The sequence below is a fragment of the Flagellimonas sp. MMG031 genome, from assembly GCF_040112705.1.
Taxonomy (GTDB): domain Bacteria; phylum Bacteroidota; class Bacteroidia; order Flavobacteriales; family Flavobacteriaceae; genus Flagellimonas.
Window position 1 is genome coordinate 1,808,257 of record NZ_CP157804.1, and the last position, 15,069, is coordinate 1,823,325.

The following is a 15,069-nucleotide window of genomic DNA, read 5'->3' on the forward strand; positions in this document are numbered from 1 at the left end:
CTCTTGTAAAACGTGGAATACAAATTTTAATCAGCAACGTATGGCTGAAGAAAAACAAAACGTTGAGGTAGAAGAAACTGCCTTGGCACCAGAAGTAAAGGAAGCAAAACAACCCGAACAAGATCCTCAGGAATTTCTTGAAAACTTTGATTGGGACAAGTACGAAGAAGGAATTGAGCGCGTAGATGATACCAAGCTCAAGGAATTTGAAAACCTTGTTGAGGAAAACTTTGTGGACACTGCCGATGAGGAAGTTGTGGAAGGAAAAGTGGTTCACATGACAGACCGTGAGGCAATCATTGACATCAATGCCAAGTCCGAAGGTGTGATTTCCTTGAATGAGTTCCGCTACAATCCCGATCTTAAAGTTGGTGATAAAGTTGAGGTACTTATAGATATCCGTGAAGACAAGACCGGTCAATTGGTGTTGTCCCACAGAAAAGCAAGGACCATCAAAGCTTGGGAGCGCGTGAACAACGCCCATGACAAGGAAGAAATCGTTACTGGTTTCGTTAAATGCCGTACCAAAGGTGGTATGATTGTTGACGTATTCGGTATCGAGGCGTTCTTGCCAGGTTCCCAAATCGATGTGAAGCCTATCCGTGATTACGATCAGTATGTAGGCAAGACCATGGAGTTTAAGGTAGTGAAGATCAACCACGAGTTCAAGAACGTAGTGGTATCCCACAAAGCCTTGATCGAAGCGGACATCGAAGAGCAGAAAAAAGAGATCATCGGCCAATTGGAAAAAGGTCAAGTATTGGAAGGTGTGGTCAAGAACATTACATCATACGGGGTATTTATCGACCTTGGAGGTGTGGATGGATTGGTTCACATTACCGACCTTTCCTGGAGCCGTATCAACCACCCGAACGAGGTGGTGGAGCTAGACCAAAAATTGAACGTGGTTATCTTGGACTTCGACGACAACAAGTCCAGAATCCAGTTGGGTCTTAAGCAATTGGAGAAACACCCATGGGACGCCCTTGGTGATGAGATCAAAGTAGGAGACAAGGTGAAAGGTAAAGTAGTCGTTATCGCAGATTACGGTGCATTTATCGAAGTTGCCGAAGGTGTGGAAGGTTTGATCCACGTTTCTGAAATGTCTTGGAGTACTCACCTAAGATCAGCCCAAGATTTCGTTAACGTAGGAGACGAAGTTGAGGCCGAGGTATTGACCTTGGATAGAGAAGATCGTAAAATGTCGTTGGGTATCAAGCAATTGACTCCTGACCCATGGACCGATATCACTTCCAAATATCCAGTGGGATCAAGACACAAAGGAATCGTTAGAAACTTTACCAACTTTGGAGTATTTGTAGAGTTGGAAGAAGGAATCGACGGTTTGATCTATATCTCCGACCTTTCTTGGACCAAGAAAATCAAGCACCCATCCGAGTTTGTGACCGTAGGTGACACCTTGGAGGTGGAAGTATTGGAATTGGACGTGGAAGGCCGCAAGTTGAGCCTTGGACACAAGCAGACTACAGAGAACCCTTGGGACAAGTACTCCGAGGAGTTTGCTGAAGGTACCATCCACAAAGCTGCCATCGCTGAGGTGGTTGACAAAGGAGCTACCATCAACTTTAACGAGGATATCGTAGGGTTTGTGCCACAGCGACACATGGAGAAGGAAGACGGTAAAAAACTCCAAAAAGGAGAAGAGGCCGAATTCAAGATCATCGAGTTCAACAAAGATTTCAAGCGAGTTGTGGCTAGCCACACTGCTATCTTTAGAGAGCAAGAGGACAAGAATGTGAAAGCTGCCAAGAAAAGAGCCGCATCATCCGATGAAGCTGCTCCAACCCTTGGAGATGCCAACTCACAGTTGCAAGCCTTGAAGGACAAAATGGAAGCTGATTCCAAGAAAAAGTAATCAGAACTTTCAATCATACAAAGCCCCGCTGGAAACAGTGGGGCTTTTTTATGCGCTAAACATTTTAAAGAATTGCTTACTTTTGTAATCAACCGAGTTGGTCGTACACAGCCTATGAGTCAAAAAGTTCTGCTTACTTCAAAGGAAATCAACATCATACTGCACCGGTTGGCCTGTCAGCTCATGGAAAACCATTTGGATTTTACCGATACCGCCTTAATAGGTATTCAGCCCAGAGGTGTTTTTTTGGCAGAGCGATTGGTCAAGATTCTCAAAAAGGAATACAAGATCAAACATATTGACCTTGGATTCTTGGACATCACATTTTTTAGGGATGATTTTGGACGAGGGGAAATCCTCAAGGCCAATTCCACACAGATGAATTTTTTGGTGGAAGACAAAAAAGTAGTCTTTATCGATGATGTCCTCTACACAGGTAGAAGCATTCGGTCGGCCCTTACGGCCATTCAGTCCTTTGGCAGACCAAGCAATATTGAGCTTTTGACATTGATCGACAGACGTTTTAGCAGGCACTTGCCCATTCAGCCCACCTATCGTGGCCGACAAGTGGATGCCATTAACGAAGAAAAGGTAAAAGTGATGTGGGAAGAAAACGACGGTGAGGATAAAGTATATTTAGTAAGCAAATAAAAGGGAATGAGCGAGTTAAGCGTAAACCACTTGTTGGGAATCAAATATCTGAACCAAAAGGATATATCGCTCATTTTTGAAACGGCAGACCATTTTAAGGAGGTCATCAACCGTTCCATAAAAAAAGTGCCCACCCTTCGCGATATTACCATTGCCAATATCTTTTTTGAGAACAGTACCCGTACCAAGCTTTCTTTTGAGCTCGCGGAAAAGCGACTTTCGGCAGATGTGGTGAATTTTTCCGCAGGGCAATCCTCTGTGAAAAAAGGCGAAACCCTTATCGATACGGTCAACAATATCCTCTCCATGAAGGTAGATATGGTGGTGATGCGGCACCCCAATCCCGGAGCGGGTATATTTTTGTCACAACACGTAAAAGCATCCATTGTAAATGCAGGTGACGGCGCCCATGAGCATCCGACGCAAGCCTTATTGGATTCTTTCTCCATACGGGAAAAATTGGGTGACGTAGGCGGAAAAAATGTGGTCATCGTGGGGGATATTTTGCACTCTCGGGTAGCCCTCTCCAATATTTTCGCCTTGAAGCTGCAAGGGGCCAATGTAAAAGTTTGTGGACCAAAAACGCTTATTCCAAAGCATATCGAATCCTTGGGTGTGGGCGTAGAGACCAATTTGAGGAAGGCCTTGGAATGGTGCGATGTGGCCAATATGCTTCGGGTACAGAACGAGCGTATGGACATCAGCTACTTTCCATCCACACGGGAATACACCCAGCAATTTGGGGTGAACAAGGAGCTGTTGGACAGTTTGGACAAGCAAATTGTGATCATGCACCCGGGACCTATTAACCGTGGCGTAGAAATTACCAGTGATGTGGCCGATTCCGACCAATCCATTATCCTGCACCAAGTAGAAAATGGTGTAGCCATTCGAATGGCCGTACTATATCTTTTGGCATCTAAAATAAAGTAAGCGATATGATCATCGACAAAGAAGGAACCACCACCATCGTCTTTCAAGAGAAGACCACGCTTTCCGGATTTATGGAAAATCTGCAGAATGCCTACCCGAAACTGAAGCACGACAATATCGTGGTCAATCTTTTTTCCTTCAAAAAACTCACGGTGGATGACCTGTTGGAGTTTTTGGATCTCTCAAACACCCATAAGGCCGGTGGACAATCCTTTGTTTTGGTCACGGATGCCGTTAGTTATGATGACATTCCAGAAGAGTTGAGTGTAGTGCCCACTCTTCAAGAGGCAAAGGACATCATCGAAATGGAAGAAATTGAACGCGACCTTGGCATATGAAGCTTACCGTACTCGGTTGTTATGCCGCCACACCACGAACATTTACCAATCCTACCGCTCAGGTACTCGAAATCAAAAACCACCTATTTTTGATAGATTGTGGCGAAGGGACCCAAGTGCAGCTTCGAAAATATAAGGTCAAGTTTTCCAGAATCAACCATATTTTTATCTCCCACCTCCATGGAGACCATTTTTTTGGTCTGCCCGGATTGATTTCCACCTTTCGATTGTTGGGAAGGGATAAAGAGCTTCATATTTACGGACCCAAAGGCATCAAACAGGCCATTACCCTCTTTTTAAAATTGGGGGATTCCTGGACCAATTACCCACTGGTGTTCCACGAATTGGAATCCAAGGAATCCGAACTCATTTTTGAAGATGAAAAAGTGACCGTACGCACCGTACCCTTGATACACAGGGTGTATACCAATGGATTTCTATTTCAGGAAAAGGAGTCACCCAGAACTTTGGATGTTCAGGCCGCACGAAAATATGGGGTGGACAGGAGTCAGTTCAACAACATAAAAAATGGGGCCGATGGCGTTGATGCTTCGGGCCGCACGGTTCCGAACCGAAAGTTGACCTTGGACCCTCCGGAACCGAAAAGCTATGCTTTTTGCAGTGACACCATGTATAACGAGACCGTTGTGCCCATTATCCAAGACGTGACCGTATTGTACCACGAGTCTACTTTTCTGGAATCCGAAGCGCATTTATGCGAGAAAACAAAACATTCCACGGCGATGCAGGCAGCCCAAATAGCCCAAGGAGCCAATGCGAAACTTTTGATTTTGGGCCACTATTCCACACGATACAAATCCATCCGACTCTTTAAAGAGGAGGCGGAAACCATTTTCACTCCGGTTGATTTAGCGGACGACGGTAAGGTGTTTGACTTTGGCGATTAAAAATTTTACCAAAGTTTTACAAACTTCCCGTTTTGAGGAGACCCTATTTTTGACGATCTTCACCTTATGCAAAAAGATCTCAGCGATTACCGAAAATCCTACGAAAAAAGCGAGCTTACCGAAACATCCATCAGGGAGAACCCCATGGAACAGTTCCAAAAGTGGTTCCATGAGGTGGAAGCCTCGGAGGGCGTGGATGAACCCAATGCCATGACGGTATCCACCATTGGTTTGGACGGATTTCCCAAAAGCAGGGTGGTATTGATGAAAAAATTCACTTTTGAGGGATTTATTTTTTATACCAACTATCGGAGTGAAAAGGGGAAGGCCATTGCTGCCAACCCTTCCGTATGTCTTTCCTTTTTTTGGCCCAATATGGAACGTCAAGTTATCATAAAGGGGAAAGCGGAAAAGATTGCTGAAAATCTTTCCGACGGCTATTTTGAGTCCCGGCCCAAAGGCAGCCAATTGGGCGCAGTGGTGTCGGACCAGAGCCAAGTGGTGCCTTCCCGTGAACATTTGGAAGGCAAACTAAAGGAGCTCGAACAAGAATATGAGGGAAAGGAAGTACCAAGACCCGATTATTGGGGAGGTTTTTTGGTGAGGCCTGTATCCATCGAGTTTTGGCAGGGCCGCCCCAATCGATTGCATGACAGGATACGATACACCTTGGATGAAGACTATGATTGGAAAATTGAACGACTGGCACCTTAACACCTAAAACAATGAAACAACTGATATTGATGCGACATGGAAAATCCTCATGGGATTATGATGTCTCTGATAAAGACCGGCCCTTACAGGAACGTGGCATAAATGATGCCCACAAGGTATCCAAGACCTTTGGATTGCATGCGCCCAAAATTGATTTTATCTTTTCCAGCCCTGCCAACAGGGCCCTGCATACCAGTATGATTTTTGTGAGGAACCTGGAGTACGACCTATCCAATTTTAGGGTAAACCATATGCTCTATGACTTTTCCGGTAATAGTGTGGAGCAGTTCGTACAGCAATTGGACAATGCCATGGATACCGTGGCGCTCTTTGGCCATAATAATGCCTTTACCTCGCTTGCAAATACTTGGGGAGATCAGTATATTGACAACGTTCCCACGGCAGGATTGGTCCATATTACATTTGGTGTGGACGATTGGTCCAAAGTAAGCAGGGGAACCACCAAACAAATGATCTTTCCAAAACACTTGAAGAAATAGATGGTAAAAACAACAAACGAATATATCAATAGGGAAATCAGTTGGTTACAGTTTAATGCAAGGGTATTGCAAGAGGCGAAAGACCACCGGGTACCCTTAATTGACAGGCTACGATTTTTAGGAATTTTCAGCAATAACCTTGATGAGTTTTTCAAAGTACGCTACGCTACGGTGAAACGTATCGTGGATGCTGGAAAAACAGGAAAAAGTGTTTTGGGTGGAGAAAAGGCCAAGGATCTGTTGGAAGAAATCACCAAAATTGTAATCGACCAGCAGGCACGAAGTTTGGAGATTTTTAAACAGATCGATAGGGAGCTTCGACAGGAGAACATCTTCATCATTAGGGAAACCGAGGTTAGTGAAAGCCAAGCTGAATTTATTCGGGATTACTTCTTCAAAAAGGTCAACCAAGAACTGATGACCATTATTTTGAACGACCTGACCGAATTCCCCTTGTTGAAGGATACCGCTGCCTATTTGGCCGTAAAGGTGGTCATGAAAAACGGAACGCCCCGTGGAAAGCACAATCGATATGCGCTTATAGAAATCCCGAAGGGAATCGACCGTTTTGTGGTATTGCCCAAAGAAGGGGACAAGGATTATGTGATTATGTTGGATGATTTGATTCGTTACTGTTTGGACAGTGTTTTTACCATGTTCGAATTCGATTCCATTTCGGCACACATGATCAAAATTACCCGCGATGCCGAACTTGATATTGACAATGATCTGAGCAAGAGCTTTATCGAGAAAATTTCTTCCAGTGTGGAGGATAGAAAGATAAGCGACCCCGTGCGTTTTGTATACGATAAGAGCATTGATAAAGACACTCTGCAGTTCCTCAAGGATAAAATGGACATAATGGATACCGATAGTGTCATTCCCGGCGGGCGTTACCATAACCGTAGGGACTATATGGGCTTTCCAAGTCTTGGGCGAAACGACCTGATGTACGACAAGATAGAGCCTTTGCCTGTGAAAGGGTTGAGCATGAAGGGAAGTTTGCTGGATATGATCGCACATAAGGATTATATGATCTATGCACCCTATCATACCTTTAGTTATGTGACCAAATTCTTGCGCGAAGCCGCTTTAGATCCAAGGGTGCGAACCATAAAGATTACCATTTATCGTTTGGCCAGTGAAAGTCAAATTGCATCGGCCTTGGTCAATGCCGTGAAGAACGGGAAGCAGGTCACTGTACAAATTGAACTCCAAGCGAGATTTGATGAACAGAACAATATTGAGTACGCCAACTACTTACAGGACGAAGGAGTTAATTTGATTTTTGGTGTACCAGGGCTTAAAGTACACAGTAAAATATGTTTGATAGAACGAGAGGAAGGACACACCATTAAACGATATGGTTTCATCAGTACAGGAAACTTCAACGAGTCTACTGCCAAAATCTATACTGACTATACCTTGTTTACTGCGCACCAAGGCATCTTGAAAGACATGAACAAAGTGTTCGGGTTTTTCGAGACTAATTATAAAATCAACAAGTACAAACATCTAATTGTATCCCCTCATTACACGAAGTCGACTTTTATGAAGTTGATCGACAAGGAAATTGCCCTTGCCAAAGCAGGAAAACAGGCTTACATCAAAATAAAGATGAACAGTCTCACCTCCTACAAAATGGTCGATAAACTGTACGAGGCCAGTAGGGCAGGGGTGAAGATACAAATGATTGTTCGGGGTATTTGCTGTCTTATCCCCGGGGTCGAGGGCATGAGCGAGAATATAGAGGCCATCAGTGTGGTGGATAAGTTTTTGGAACACCCCAGACTCTTCATTTTTGGCAACGACGGTAACCCAAAGATTTATATTTCCTCAGCAGATTGGATGACCCGCAATTTGGATTTTAGGGTAGAGGTGGGGTGTCCCATTTATGACCCGGATATTAGACAGGAACTGCTCGACACCTTTGAAATTTCTTGGAATGATAACTCGAAGGCCCGTGTGTTCTCTGCGAAACAGGACAATGCTTACAGAAAAAGACCCAAAGGTCAGCCTGAGCTAAGATCCCAGTTTGAGATGTACGATTATTATAAAAAGAAGTTAGAGGAATAACCCACGGAGTTACCCGTGCATGGTTTCCTTTTTTCCGAGATTTTTCATCAGTTGGGCCTCGTACTCCAAAAGGTCGTTCCACTTTTGGTCCACTTCCTCCTTTTTTCCGTATTTGCGGGCAAACTTAAGGAACATAGTGTAGTGGTTGGCCTCACTGATCATGAGGTTGCGGTAGAATTCCGATAGCTCTTGGTCATCAATTTCCTCGGAAAGCAACCTAAAACGTTCGCAGCTCCGGGCCTCTATCAACGCAGCGTAAAGTAATTTGTGTACCAAATGGGTCTCTCGGCTACCACCCTTGGGGAAAAATTTCATCAGTTCAATGACGTATTCATCCTTACGTTCTCGACCCAAAACCCATCCACGTTGCATAATTTTATCGTGAACCATATTGAAGTGTCCCATTTCCTCACGTGCCAATGCAGTCATTTCCTTTACTAGTTCCGATTTTTCAGGAAACCCGATAATCAACGAAATAGCTGTGCTAGCAGCTTTTTGCTCGCAATACGCGTGGTCCGTCAAGATCTCCTCAATGTTCTTTTCAACAATATTTACCCATCTTGGGTCGGTAGGTAATTTTAAGCCTAACATGGTTATCTAATTTTGGGCAAAGATAATCTGATAGGATTAAATAAAATCGCTGAACGCTGGTTATATTTGTAAGTCCAACACATTGCAGTCGGGACCTATGACAAAAACCGCAAAGGAATATCTTTCCGATATCCTGATACTAAACTTGGAAAAAACAGAATTTGAATGGTTGATGGATGCCATAGCGCAGGTCGTTGATGCTAAAAGCAGAAAAGATCTGTATATGACCTATAGCCTATCTACATCAAAAATAAAGGATGCCCCAATCCATGATTTTGGTGAGAAGGATTTCCAGTGGAGGAGCTATTTGGAACAGCAGAACGCCTCCACCCTGGAAATGTCACGAATTTTGCTCTTGTTATCTGTTTTGGAGTCAGATGAGGTTTTTTTAAAGCCCGTTCAGCAACTGATACAAATATCGGATAAGACCGAATTGGAAACTTTTTTGAAATACTTGGTTCTTTTACCGAAATCAGAGCATTTTAAATTTGCTGCGGTGGAAGCGCTACGTACCAATATCGCGACGGTGTTCAACGCCATTTCCCAACATAATCCCTATCCCGCAAGGTATTTTACCAACGCGGAATGGAATCAAATGTATCTGAAAGCTGCATTTATGCAGCAGGATTTGAAGAAGATTCCAGACGTGGACAACATGGCCAACAAAGATTTGACAAGAATCGTATCAGACTACGCCCATGAACGATGGGCAGCCTCACGGGATATTGATCCCATGTTCTGGAGACCGGTCTCCCCATTTTTGGAAGGCGCTTTGATCGAGGATATGGAACGCTTGTTTCAAAGCGAAAATGAAAGGGAGCAAAAAGCGGCCACATTGGTCTGTTTTCATTCGGATACCGAAGCGGGAAAAAAATTATTGAAAACACACAACACTCACTTAGAACAAGTAGAAAAAGGGGAGTTAACTTGGAAAAATTTGTAATAGCATGGATGATAAATTAATGATCATAGACCCACACGTTCACATGACCTCCAGAACTACGGATGATTACGAGGCCATGGCGGCAGCTGGGGTAGTCGCGGTGATAGAACCTTCATTTTGGTTGGGGCAACCCAGAACACAGGTAGGTTCTTTTCAAGACTATTTCAGCAGTTTAGTAGGGTGGGAACCTTTTAGGGCTTCTCAATTCGGAATCAAACATTATTGTACCATCGGGCTTAACTCCAAAGAGGCGAATAATGTACCCTTGGCCGAAGAGGTTATGGAATTATTGCCTTTATATCTGCACAAGGAAAATGTGGTGGCCATTGGAGAAATCGGATATGACGACCAGACCGAGGCAGAGGATAGGTTCTTTCGGGAACAATTGGAGCTGGCCAAGGAATTCAATATGATGGTTCAAGTACATACGCCCCATAGGGATAAAAAGGCAGGGACCATTAAGAGTATGGAAGTCTGTATAGAGCACGGGATTGACCCTGGAATGGTGGTCATCGACCATAATAATGAGGAAACGGTAAAGGAAGTTTTGGACCGCGGATTTATTGCCGCCTTTACCATATATCCAAAAACCAAAATGGGCAATCAGCGTATGGTGGAAGTCGTCAAAAAATTTGGAAGTACAAATATTATTGTGGACAGTTCTGCGGATTGGGGTGTTTCCGACCCGTTGGCGGTTCCCAAAACGGCCAACCTAATGCTGCAAAATGGCGTTTCCCGTGAAGATGTGGTAAAAACTTGCTACCAAAATGCACTGGACTTTTTTGGCAGGTCGGGAAAAATGAAAGCCGAACATTGGTTGAACCCTGAAGCTATCGACCAACGGAAATTGTTTAATGATAATAGTGTCCTACGAGGGCAGGAACCCAAAGTAGAGGATAACAAAATCGTTTAATGAGTCCACGCTTAAAGGCATATCTCCAATTGTGTAGACCGGCCAATTTACCTACGGCAGCTGCCGATGTTTTGGCAGGAACCGCTATTTCTGGTCTGTTTGCAGTTGAGGGAGCTTTTCAATTGGCGGACATCGCAGTTTTACCTTTTTTGTTGCTGGTGATGGCTTCCGTTTTCCTGTACGCAGGCGGAGTGGTACTCAATGATGTATTTGATATTGAAATCGATAGGGTGGAGCGACCTGAACGCCCTATTCCCAGCGGAGTAGTGCCTTTGGGAAAGGCAAGGTCTCTTGGTTTTGTCTTGCTTGCGGTCGGAATCGGACTTGCATTTTTCGTGGGTAAAACTACTGGCTTAATCGCTGTTTTTTTGGCATTGTCCATTTTGCTGTACGATAAATTTGCAAAGCATCATCCTATATTGGGACCATTGAATATGGGTGTTTGCAGAGGGCTCAACCTTTTAATGGGTATTTCGTTGTTGGGAACCTTTCAGTATTGGCCTTATGTGCTGCTTCCGGTTGTTTTCATCTTTGCGGTGACCATGATCAGTAGGGGTGAAGTACATGGCAAGAATAAAGGAAATATCCTGATGGCAGGATTGCTCTATGGAATGGTTATCACTGCTTTGGTTTACCTCCATTACACTTATGCCAAAAATGATTTTTGGTATGTATTGTTTTTGGTACTCTTCGGGCTAATGGTCTTCCGACCCTTGATCATCGCTTATAGGAACAATACCCCAAACCATATTAAAAATGCCGTAAAATCTGGCGTTTTGTCCATTGTATTGCTGGATGCCTCCCTGGCCGTAGCACATTCGAACCTTCTACTGGGGATTCTCATACTATTATTATTACCGTTGTCCATCTTTTTGGCCAAACAATTTGCAGTAACCTAGTTTATGAATACAAATTTACCTCCCATACGCCAGGCGTTTCAAGTAAGGTATGATTATCAATTGCTTTTTACCCAGCACCTGTTTGCCGTGGAGAACCCTTTGTTCAAAAATGTACTGTCGGAATATAGACCTAATGAGCCGATCAAATGTCTATTTATCGTCGATCAAGGGGTCATGGACTGTCACCCATTGTTGGAGACCCATATCAAACAGTATTGCGAGCAGTACAAAAATCAAATACAGTACACGGAATTAGTTGTAGTGCCGGGAGGTGAGCAAAGTAAAAAGGACCAAACGAGTGTGGATAGGTGCCTTACCGCCATTAATGAGAATGCCATTTGCCGGCATTCCTTTGTGGTGGCCATAGGTGGCGGAGCCGTAGTAGATATGGTAGGTTATGCGGCTACTATCGCGCACCGAGGGGTGCAGCTCATTAGGGTACCCACTACCGTTTTGGCCCAGAACGATGCCGCTGTGGGGGTCAAGAACAGTGTGAACGCCTTTGAAAAGAAAAACTTTTTGGGCACGTTTTCCGTGCCCTACGCGATTATCAACGATCTGGAATTTTTAAAAACCCTGGAGCAAAGGGATTGGGTGGCCGGAATCGCAGAAGCCATTAAAGTGGCGTTGATCAAGGACAAGACATTTTTTGAATACATTGAAAACAATGCCCAGGCTTTGGCCAACAGGGATATGGAGGTCATGGCCTATCTTATCCATCGCTGCGCCGAGCTGCACATGGAACATATTTCCAAAGGAGGAGACCCTTTCGAAAGTGGTTCGTCCAGACCCTTGGATTTTGGTCATTGGTCCGCCCATAAAATGGAATATATGACCGATTATCAACTTCGACACGGTGAGGCCGTTGCCTTGGGTATGGCCATAGATATGGTATATGCCAGTCTAATCGGGATTTTGGAAGACGATTTAGATCGAGTGTTGAACGTTATCAAAAAAGTGGGGTTCCAACTCGAAATGCCTTTTGAAAGCGATCAAGAGATCAAGGAAGTGCTCCATGGAATTGAAGAATTTAGGGAACATTTGGGTGGTAAGCTAACCATCCCCTTGATTCCCAAAATCGGAACAAAGACCGATGTACATCAAATTGACTACACCCTAATGGAACAGGCTATCCGAAGCTTTGTGCGCAAACCGGAAAGTTCCCTATGAAAATCAATGAAAAATATCACCTTACCTATTGCACCAATATTCATGCTGGTGGGAATTGGGAAGAAACATTTACAAGCTTAAAGGAAAATGTGCCCCAAATCAAGAGTGCTGTTTGTCCAGATAAACCCTTTGGATTGGGACTTCGTTTGGGAAACACTGCCGGTTTGGAACTCGACCAAGGGCAGCTCAAGGAATTTAAGGAATGGTTGGATAAGGAAGATTGCTACGTATTCACCATGAACGGTTTTCCCTATGGGAATTTTCATGGCGAACCCGTCAAGGATCAAGTGCATGTTCCGGATTGGACCACACAGGAACGTTTGGAGTATACCCTGAGGTTGTTCAAACAATTGAATGTTTTGGCGCCCGAAGGTATGGAATGTGGTATTTCCACTTCCCCGGTTTCCTACAAACATTGGTTCGATTCGGAAGAGGATAAGCGAAAAGCATTGACCAGTGGGGCCAAAAATATGGTTCGCGTAGCTGTTGAGCTGTATCAAATGGAGAAAGCTTCGGGCAGGTATATGCATTTGGATGTGGAGCCCGAACCCGATGGTTTTTTGGAAAATACGCAAGAGGTGCTCGATTTTTATGCGGAATACCTAGTCCCCACGGCTATTAAAGCTTTTGGGGAATACCAATTCAATCCCGAAAAGATAACCGAGTTGCTCAAGCGTTATATCACGATATGTTATGACGTTTGTCATTTCGCATTGGCTTATGAAGCCCCAAATTGGACCTTTGAAAAGTTGAAGGAATCTGATATCAAGATTGGTAAGATTCAGGTGAGTGCCGCCCTAAAAATTATATACGACCAAGACAAAGCGGATGACATTTGGAACACCTTGGCAAAGTTCAATGAACCGGTTTATCTACATCAAGTAACTCAAATGGTCGATGGCAAGGTGAAAACATACAACGATTTACCCGTAATTTTGGAAAAGAGGGCACCATTTACCGAATTGCGCTCGCACTTTCATGTGCCCATCTTTTTAAAGGATTACGGTTTGCTCCAATCCACACAAGACCAGATTGAGAGCGTATTGGCTTATTTGAAAAGTCATTTGGTGAGCCAACATATCGAGGTGGAAACCTACACTTGGGATGTTTTACCCAAGGATCTTAAAATGCCGATTACAGAATCCATAGCGCGGGAACTGAATTGGATGAAATCAAGATTGGAATGAAGAAGACCGTAGTGATCAATATTGTAGGATTGACCCATAGATTGATAGGGGAGCATACCCCTTTCATCAAATCATTCTTGGAAAAAGGCAAAAGCAGTGTGGTAAAGCCCGTATTGCCCGCCGTGACCTGCTCTGCCCAAAGTACCTATCTCACGGGAAAATGGCCATCCGAACACGGTATTGTTGGGAATGGATGGTTTTTTAAGGATGAACTGGAGGTGAAGTTTTGGAGACAGGGAAACCCTTTGGTGCAATCCCCTAAAATTTGGGACGAACTAAAGACATTGGATGCCAATTTTACCTGTGCCAATATGTTTTGGTGGTACAATATGTACAGCACAGTTGATTTTAGCGCCACCCCGCGCCCCAATTACTTGGCGGATGGCAGAAAGATTCCGGATATTTATACCTATCCGGCCGAACTGAGAGACAAGCTTCAAGCCAAATTGGGTACGTTTCCCTTGTTCAAGTTCTGGGGACCCAAAACCTCCATTGCATCGAGTAGATGGATTGCCGATGCTACTATGGAAATGGACCGTGAGCATGACCCCACCCTGACCTTGGTGTATCTGCCCCACTTGGATTACAATACGCAACGCCATGGAATCAACTTTGATATTCTACAAAAGGATTTAAGGGAGATTGATGCCGTTGTCAAGGATTTGGTGCAGTATTACGAGGTAAAGTCTGCCCATGTGGTGCTATTGTCCGAGTATGGTATCACCGATGTGTCCAATCCCATCCATATTAACCGTTACCTCAGGAAAAAGGGGTATTTGGGTATTCGGATGGAAAGGGGATTGGAACTCTTGGATGCCGGTGCGAGTAAAGCCTTTGCCGTTGCCGACCATCAAGTGGCCCATGTGTATGCCAAGGAAGCTGACGATTATGAAGCATTGCACTCCTATTTAAAGACCATACCCGGTGTGGAAAAAGTCATTCCGAAAAATGAACTGGAGTCACATCAGCTTAACCATAATCGGGCCGGGGATTTCGTCCTTGTTGCGGATAAGGATAGTTGGTTTACCTATTATTTTTGGGAGGATGATGCCGTAGCACCTGATTATGCCCGAATGGTAGATATCCATAAAAAGCCTGGCTACGACCCTGTTGAAATGTTCACCGACCCTTCTGACCCGTTTGTGATGCCCAAAGTGATCTGGAAACTTCTTAAAAAGAAATTGGGCTTTAGGACGGTGATGGATGTGATTCCCCTAAAAGCTGAGTTGGTCAAAGGCTCGCATGGCAGAATCCCAGAGGATAAACAAGATTGGCCTATCTTGGCTACCAATGCCCAAGACCATTTGCCCAAAGCGGAATTATTGGCCACCGATGTTTATGAAGTACTGAAAAACCACATAACCCAATAA

At 44.2% G+C, this 15,069-nt stretch carries 15 protein-coding genes; 14 read left to right on the forward strand and 1 reads right to left on the reverse strand.

The genetic code is table 11. The features are described from left to right. The first annotated feature begins 40 nt into the window (after nt 1–40). From rpsA to ppk1, 8 genes are all read left to right on the forward strand, one after another. Nucleotides 41–1,876 carry a 30S ribosomal protein S1 gene (gene rpsA, locus ABNE31_RS08160; RefSeq protein WP_179385430.1) on the forward strand — a complete coding sequence of 612 codons (1,836 nt, stop codon included), beginning with the start codon at nt 41–43 and terminating at the stop codon, nt 1,874–1,876. 114 nt (nt 1,877–1,990) lie between these two features. Beyond that, nucleotides 1,991–2,527 carry a bifunctional pyr operon transcriptional regulator/uracil phosphoribosyltransferase PyrR gene (gene pyrR / locus ABNE31_RS08165; RefSeq protein ID WP_220114295.1) on the forward strand — a complete coding sequence of 179 codons (537 nt, stop codon included), beginning with the start codon at nt 1,991–1,993 and terminating at the stop codon, nt 2,525–2,527. A gap of 6 nt (nt 2,528–2,533) precedes the next feature. Next, on the forward strand, nt 2,534–3,460 hold the full coding sequence (locus ABNE31_RS08170) for an aspartate carbamoyltransferase catalytic subunit (RefSeq protein ID WP_179385428.1): 927 nt from the start codon (nt 2,534–2,536) through the stop codon (nt 3,458–3,460). Nucleotides 3,461–3,465: 5 nt separating this feature from the next. Then, nucleotides 3,466–3,798: a ribonuclease Z gene (locus ABNE31_RS08175; RefSeq protein WP_179385427.1), complete on the forward strand. Its 333-nt coding sequence runs from the start codon at nt 3,466–3,468 to the stop codon at nt 3,796–3,798. Next, complete coding sequence (locus tag ABNE31_RS08180; RefSeq protein WP_293289059.1) at nt 3,795–4,706, forward strand: ribonuclease Z; 912 nt, start codon at nt 3,795–3,797, stop codon at nt 4,704–4,706. Before ABNE31_RS08175 ends, ABNE31_RS08180 begins: the two co-directional genes overlap by 4 nt. Nucleotides 4,707–4,772: 66 nt before the next feature. Beyond that, nucleotides 4,773–5,420 carry a pyridoxamine 5'-phosphate oxidase gene (gene pdxH, locus ABNE31_RS08185; protein WP_349352988.1) on the forward strand — a complete coding sequence of 216 codons (648 nt, stop codon included), beginning with the start codon at nt 4,773–4,775 and terminating at the stop codon, nt 5,418–5,420. 11 nt (nt 5,421–5,431) lie between these two features. Next, nucleotides 5,432–5,920: a histidine phosphatase family protein gene (locus ABNE31_RS08190; RefSeq protein ID WP_293289063.1), complete on the forward strand. Its 489-nt coding sequence runs from the start codon at nt 5,432–5,434 to the stop codon at nt 5,918–5,920. Further along, a complete protein-coding gene (gene ppk1 / locus ABNE31_RS08195) occupies nt 5,921–7,996 on the forward strand; it encodes a polyphosphate kinase 1 (RefSeq protein WP_349352989.1) in 2,076 nt (691 codons plus the stop codon). 9 nt (nt 7,997–8,005) lie between these two features. On the opposite strand, the gene ABNE31_RS08200 is transcribed toward ppk1, so the two are convergent. Next, nucleotides 8,006–8,587: a tRNA-(ms[2]io[6]A)-hydroxylase gene (locus ABNE31_RS08200; RefSeq protein ID WP_349352990.1), complete on the reverse strand. Its 582-nt coding sequence runs from the start codon at nt 8,585–8,587 to the stop codon at nt 8,006–8,008. A gap of 97 nt (nt 8,588–8,684) precedes the next feature. Between ABNE31_RS08200 and ABNE31_RS08205 the strand changes: the two genes are divergently transcribed. The 6 genes from ABNE31_RS08205 to ABNE31_RS08230 are packed head-to-tail and all read left to right on the forward strand — an operon-like array spanning nt 8,685 to nt 15,069. After that, on the forward strand, nt 8,685–9,530 hold the full coding sequence (locus ABNE31_RS08205) for an EboA domain-containing protein (RefSeq protein ID WP_349352991.1): 846 nt from the start codon (nt 8,685–8,687) through the stop codon (nt 9,528–9,530). Between the two features lie 4 nt (nt 9,531–9,534). Next, a complete protein-coding gene (locus ABNE31_RS08210; protein WP_306014367.1) occupies nt 9,535–10,443 on the forward strand; it encodes a TatD family hydrolase in 909 nt (302 codons plus the stop codon). After that, nucleotides 10,443–11,342 (forward strand): UbiA-like protein EboC, encoded by a 900-nt coding sequence (gene eboC / locus ABNE31_RS08215; protein WP_349352992.1) that lies wholly within the window; start codon nt 10,443–10,445, stop codon nt 11,340–11,342. Before ABNE31_RS08210 ends, eboC begins: the two co-directional genes overlap by 1 nt. Before the next feature lie 3 nt (nt 11,343–11,345). Continuing rightward, entirely contained in the window at nt 11,346–12,512 is a 1,167-nt protein-coding gene (locus ABNE31_RS08220; protein ID WP_349352993.1) for a 3-dehydroquinate synthase, read from the forward strand. Further along, on the forward strand, nt 12,509–13,699 hold the full coding sequence (gene eboE / locus ABNE31_RS08225; protein ID WP_349352994.1) for a metabolite traffic protein EboE: 1,191 nt from the start codon (nt 12,509–12,511) through the stop codon (nt 13,697–13,699). The genes ABNE31_RS08220 and eboE overlap by 4 nt, the downstream gene beginning before the upstream one ends. Then, the gene (locus ABNE31_RS08230) at nt 13,696–15,069 is read left to right on the forward strand and encodes a nucleotide pyrophosphatase/phosphodiesterase family protein (RefSeq protein WP_349352995.1); all 1,374 of its coding nucleotides are present in this window, start codon (nt 13,696–13,698) and stop codon (nt 15,067–15,069) included. The genes eboE and ABNE31_RS08230 overlap by 4 nt, the downstream gene beginning before the upstream one ends.

Coding starts and splice junctions, on each gene's coding strand:
- ABNE31_RS08210 (WP_306014367.1), top strand. CDS start 9,535: ATGGATGATAAATTAATGATCATAGACCCACACGTTCACATGACCTCC.
- ABNE31_RS08180 (WP_293289059.1), top strand. CDS start 3,795: ATGAAGCTTACCGTACTCGGTTGTTATGCCGCCACACCACGAACATTT.
- ABNE31_RS08190 (WP_293289063.1), top strand. CDS start 5,432: ATGAAACAACTGATATTGATGCGACATGGAAAATCCTCATGGGATTAT.
- ABNE31_RS08205 (WP_349352991.1), top strand. CDS start 8,685: ATGACAAAAACCGCAAAGGAATATCTTTCCGATATCCTGATACTAAAC.
- ABNE31_RS08230 (WP_349352995.1), top strand. CDS start 13,696: ATGAAGAAGACCGTAGTGATCAATATTGTAGGATTGACCCATAGATTG.
- ABNE31_RS08175 (WP_179385427.1), top strand. CDS start 3,466: ATGATCATCGACAAAGAAGGAACCACCACCATCGTCTTTCAAGAGAAG.
- rpsA (WP_179385430.1), top strand. CDS start 41: ATGGCTGAAGAAAAACAAAACGTTGAGGTAGAAGAAACTGCCTTGGCA.
- pdxH (WP_349352988.1), top strand. CDS start 4,773: ATGCAAAAAGATCTCAGCGATTACCGAAAATCCTACGAAAAAAGCGAG.
- ABNE31_RS08170 (WP_179385428.1), top strand. CDS start 2,534: ATGAGCGAGTTAAGCGTAAACCACTTGTTGGGAATCAAATATCTGAAC.
- ABNE31_RS08220 (WP_349352993.1), top strand. CDS start 11,346: ATGAATACAAATTTACCTCCCATACGCCAGGCGTTTCAAGTAAGGTAT.
- ABNE31_RS08200 (WP_349352990.1), bottom strand. CDS start 8,587: ATGTTAGGCTTAAAATTACCTACCGACCCAAGATGGGTAAATATTGTT.
- pyrR (WP_220114295.1), top strand. CDS start 1,991: ATGAGTCAAAAAGTTCTGCTTACTTCAAAGGAAATCAACATCATACTG.
- eboE (WP_349352994.1), top strand. CDS start 12,509: ATGAAAATCAATGAAAAATATCACCTTACCTATTGCACCAATATTCAT.
- ppk1 (WP_349352989.1), top strand. CDS start 5,921: ATGGTAAAAACAACAAACGAATATATCAATAGGGAAATCAGTTGGTTA.
- eboC (WP_349352992.1), top strand. CDS start 10,443: ATGAGTCCACGCTTAAAGGCATATCTCCAATTGTGTAGACCGGCCAAT.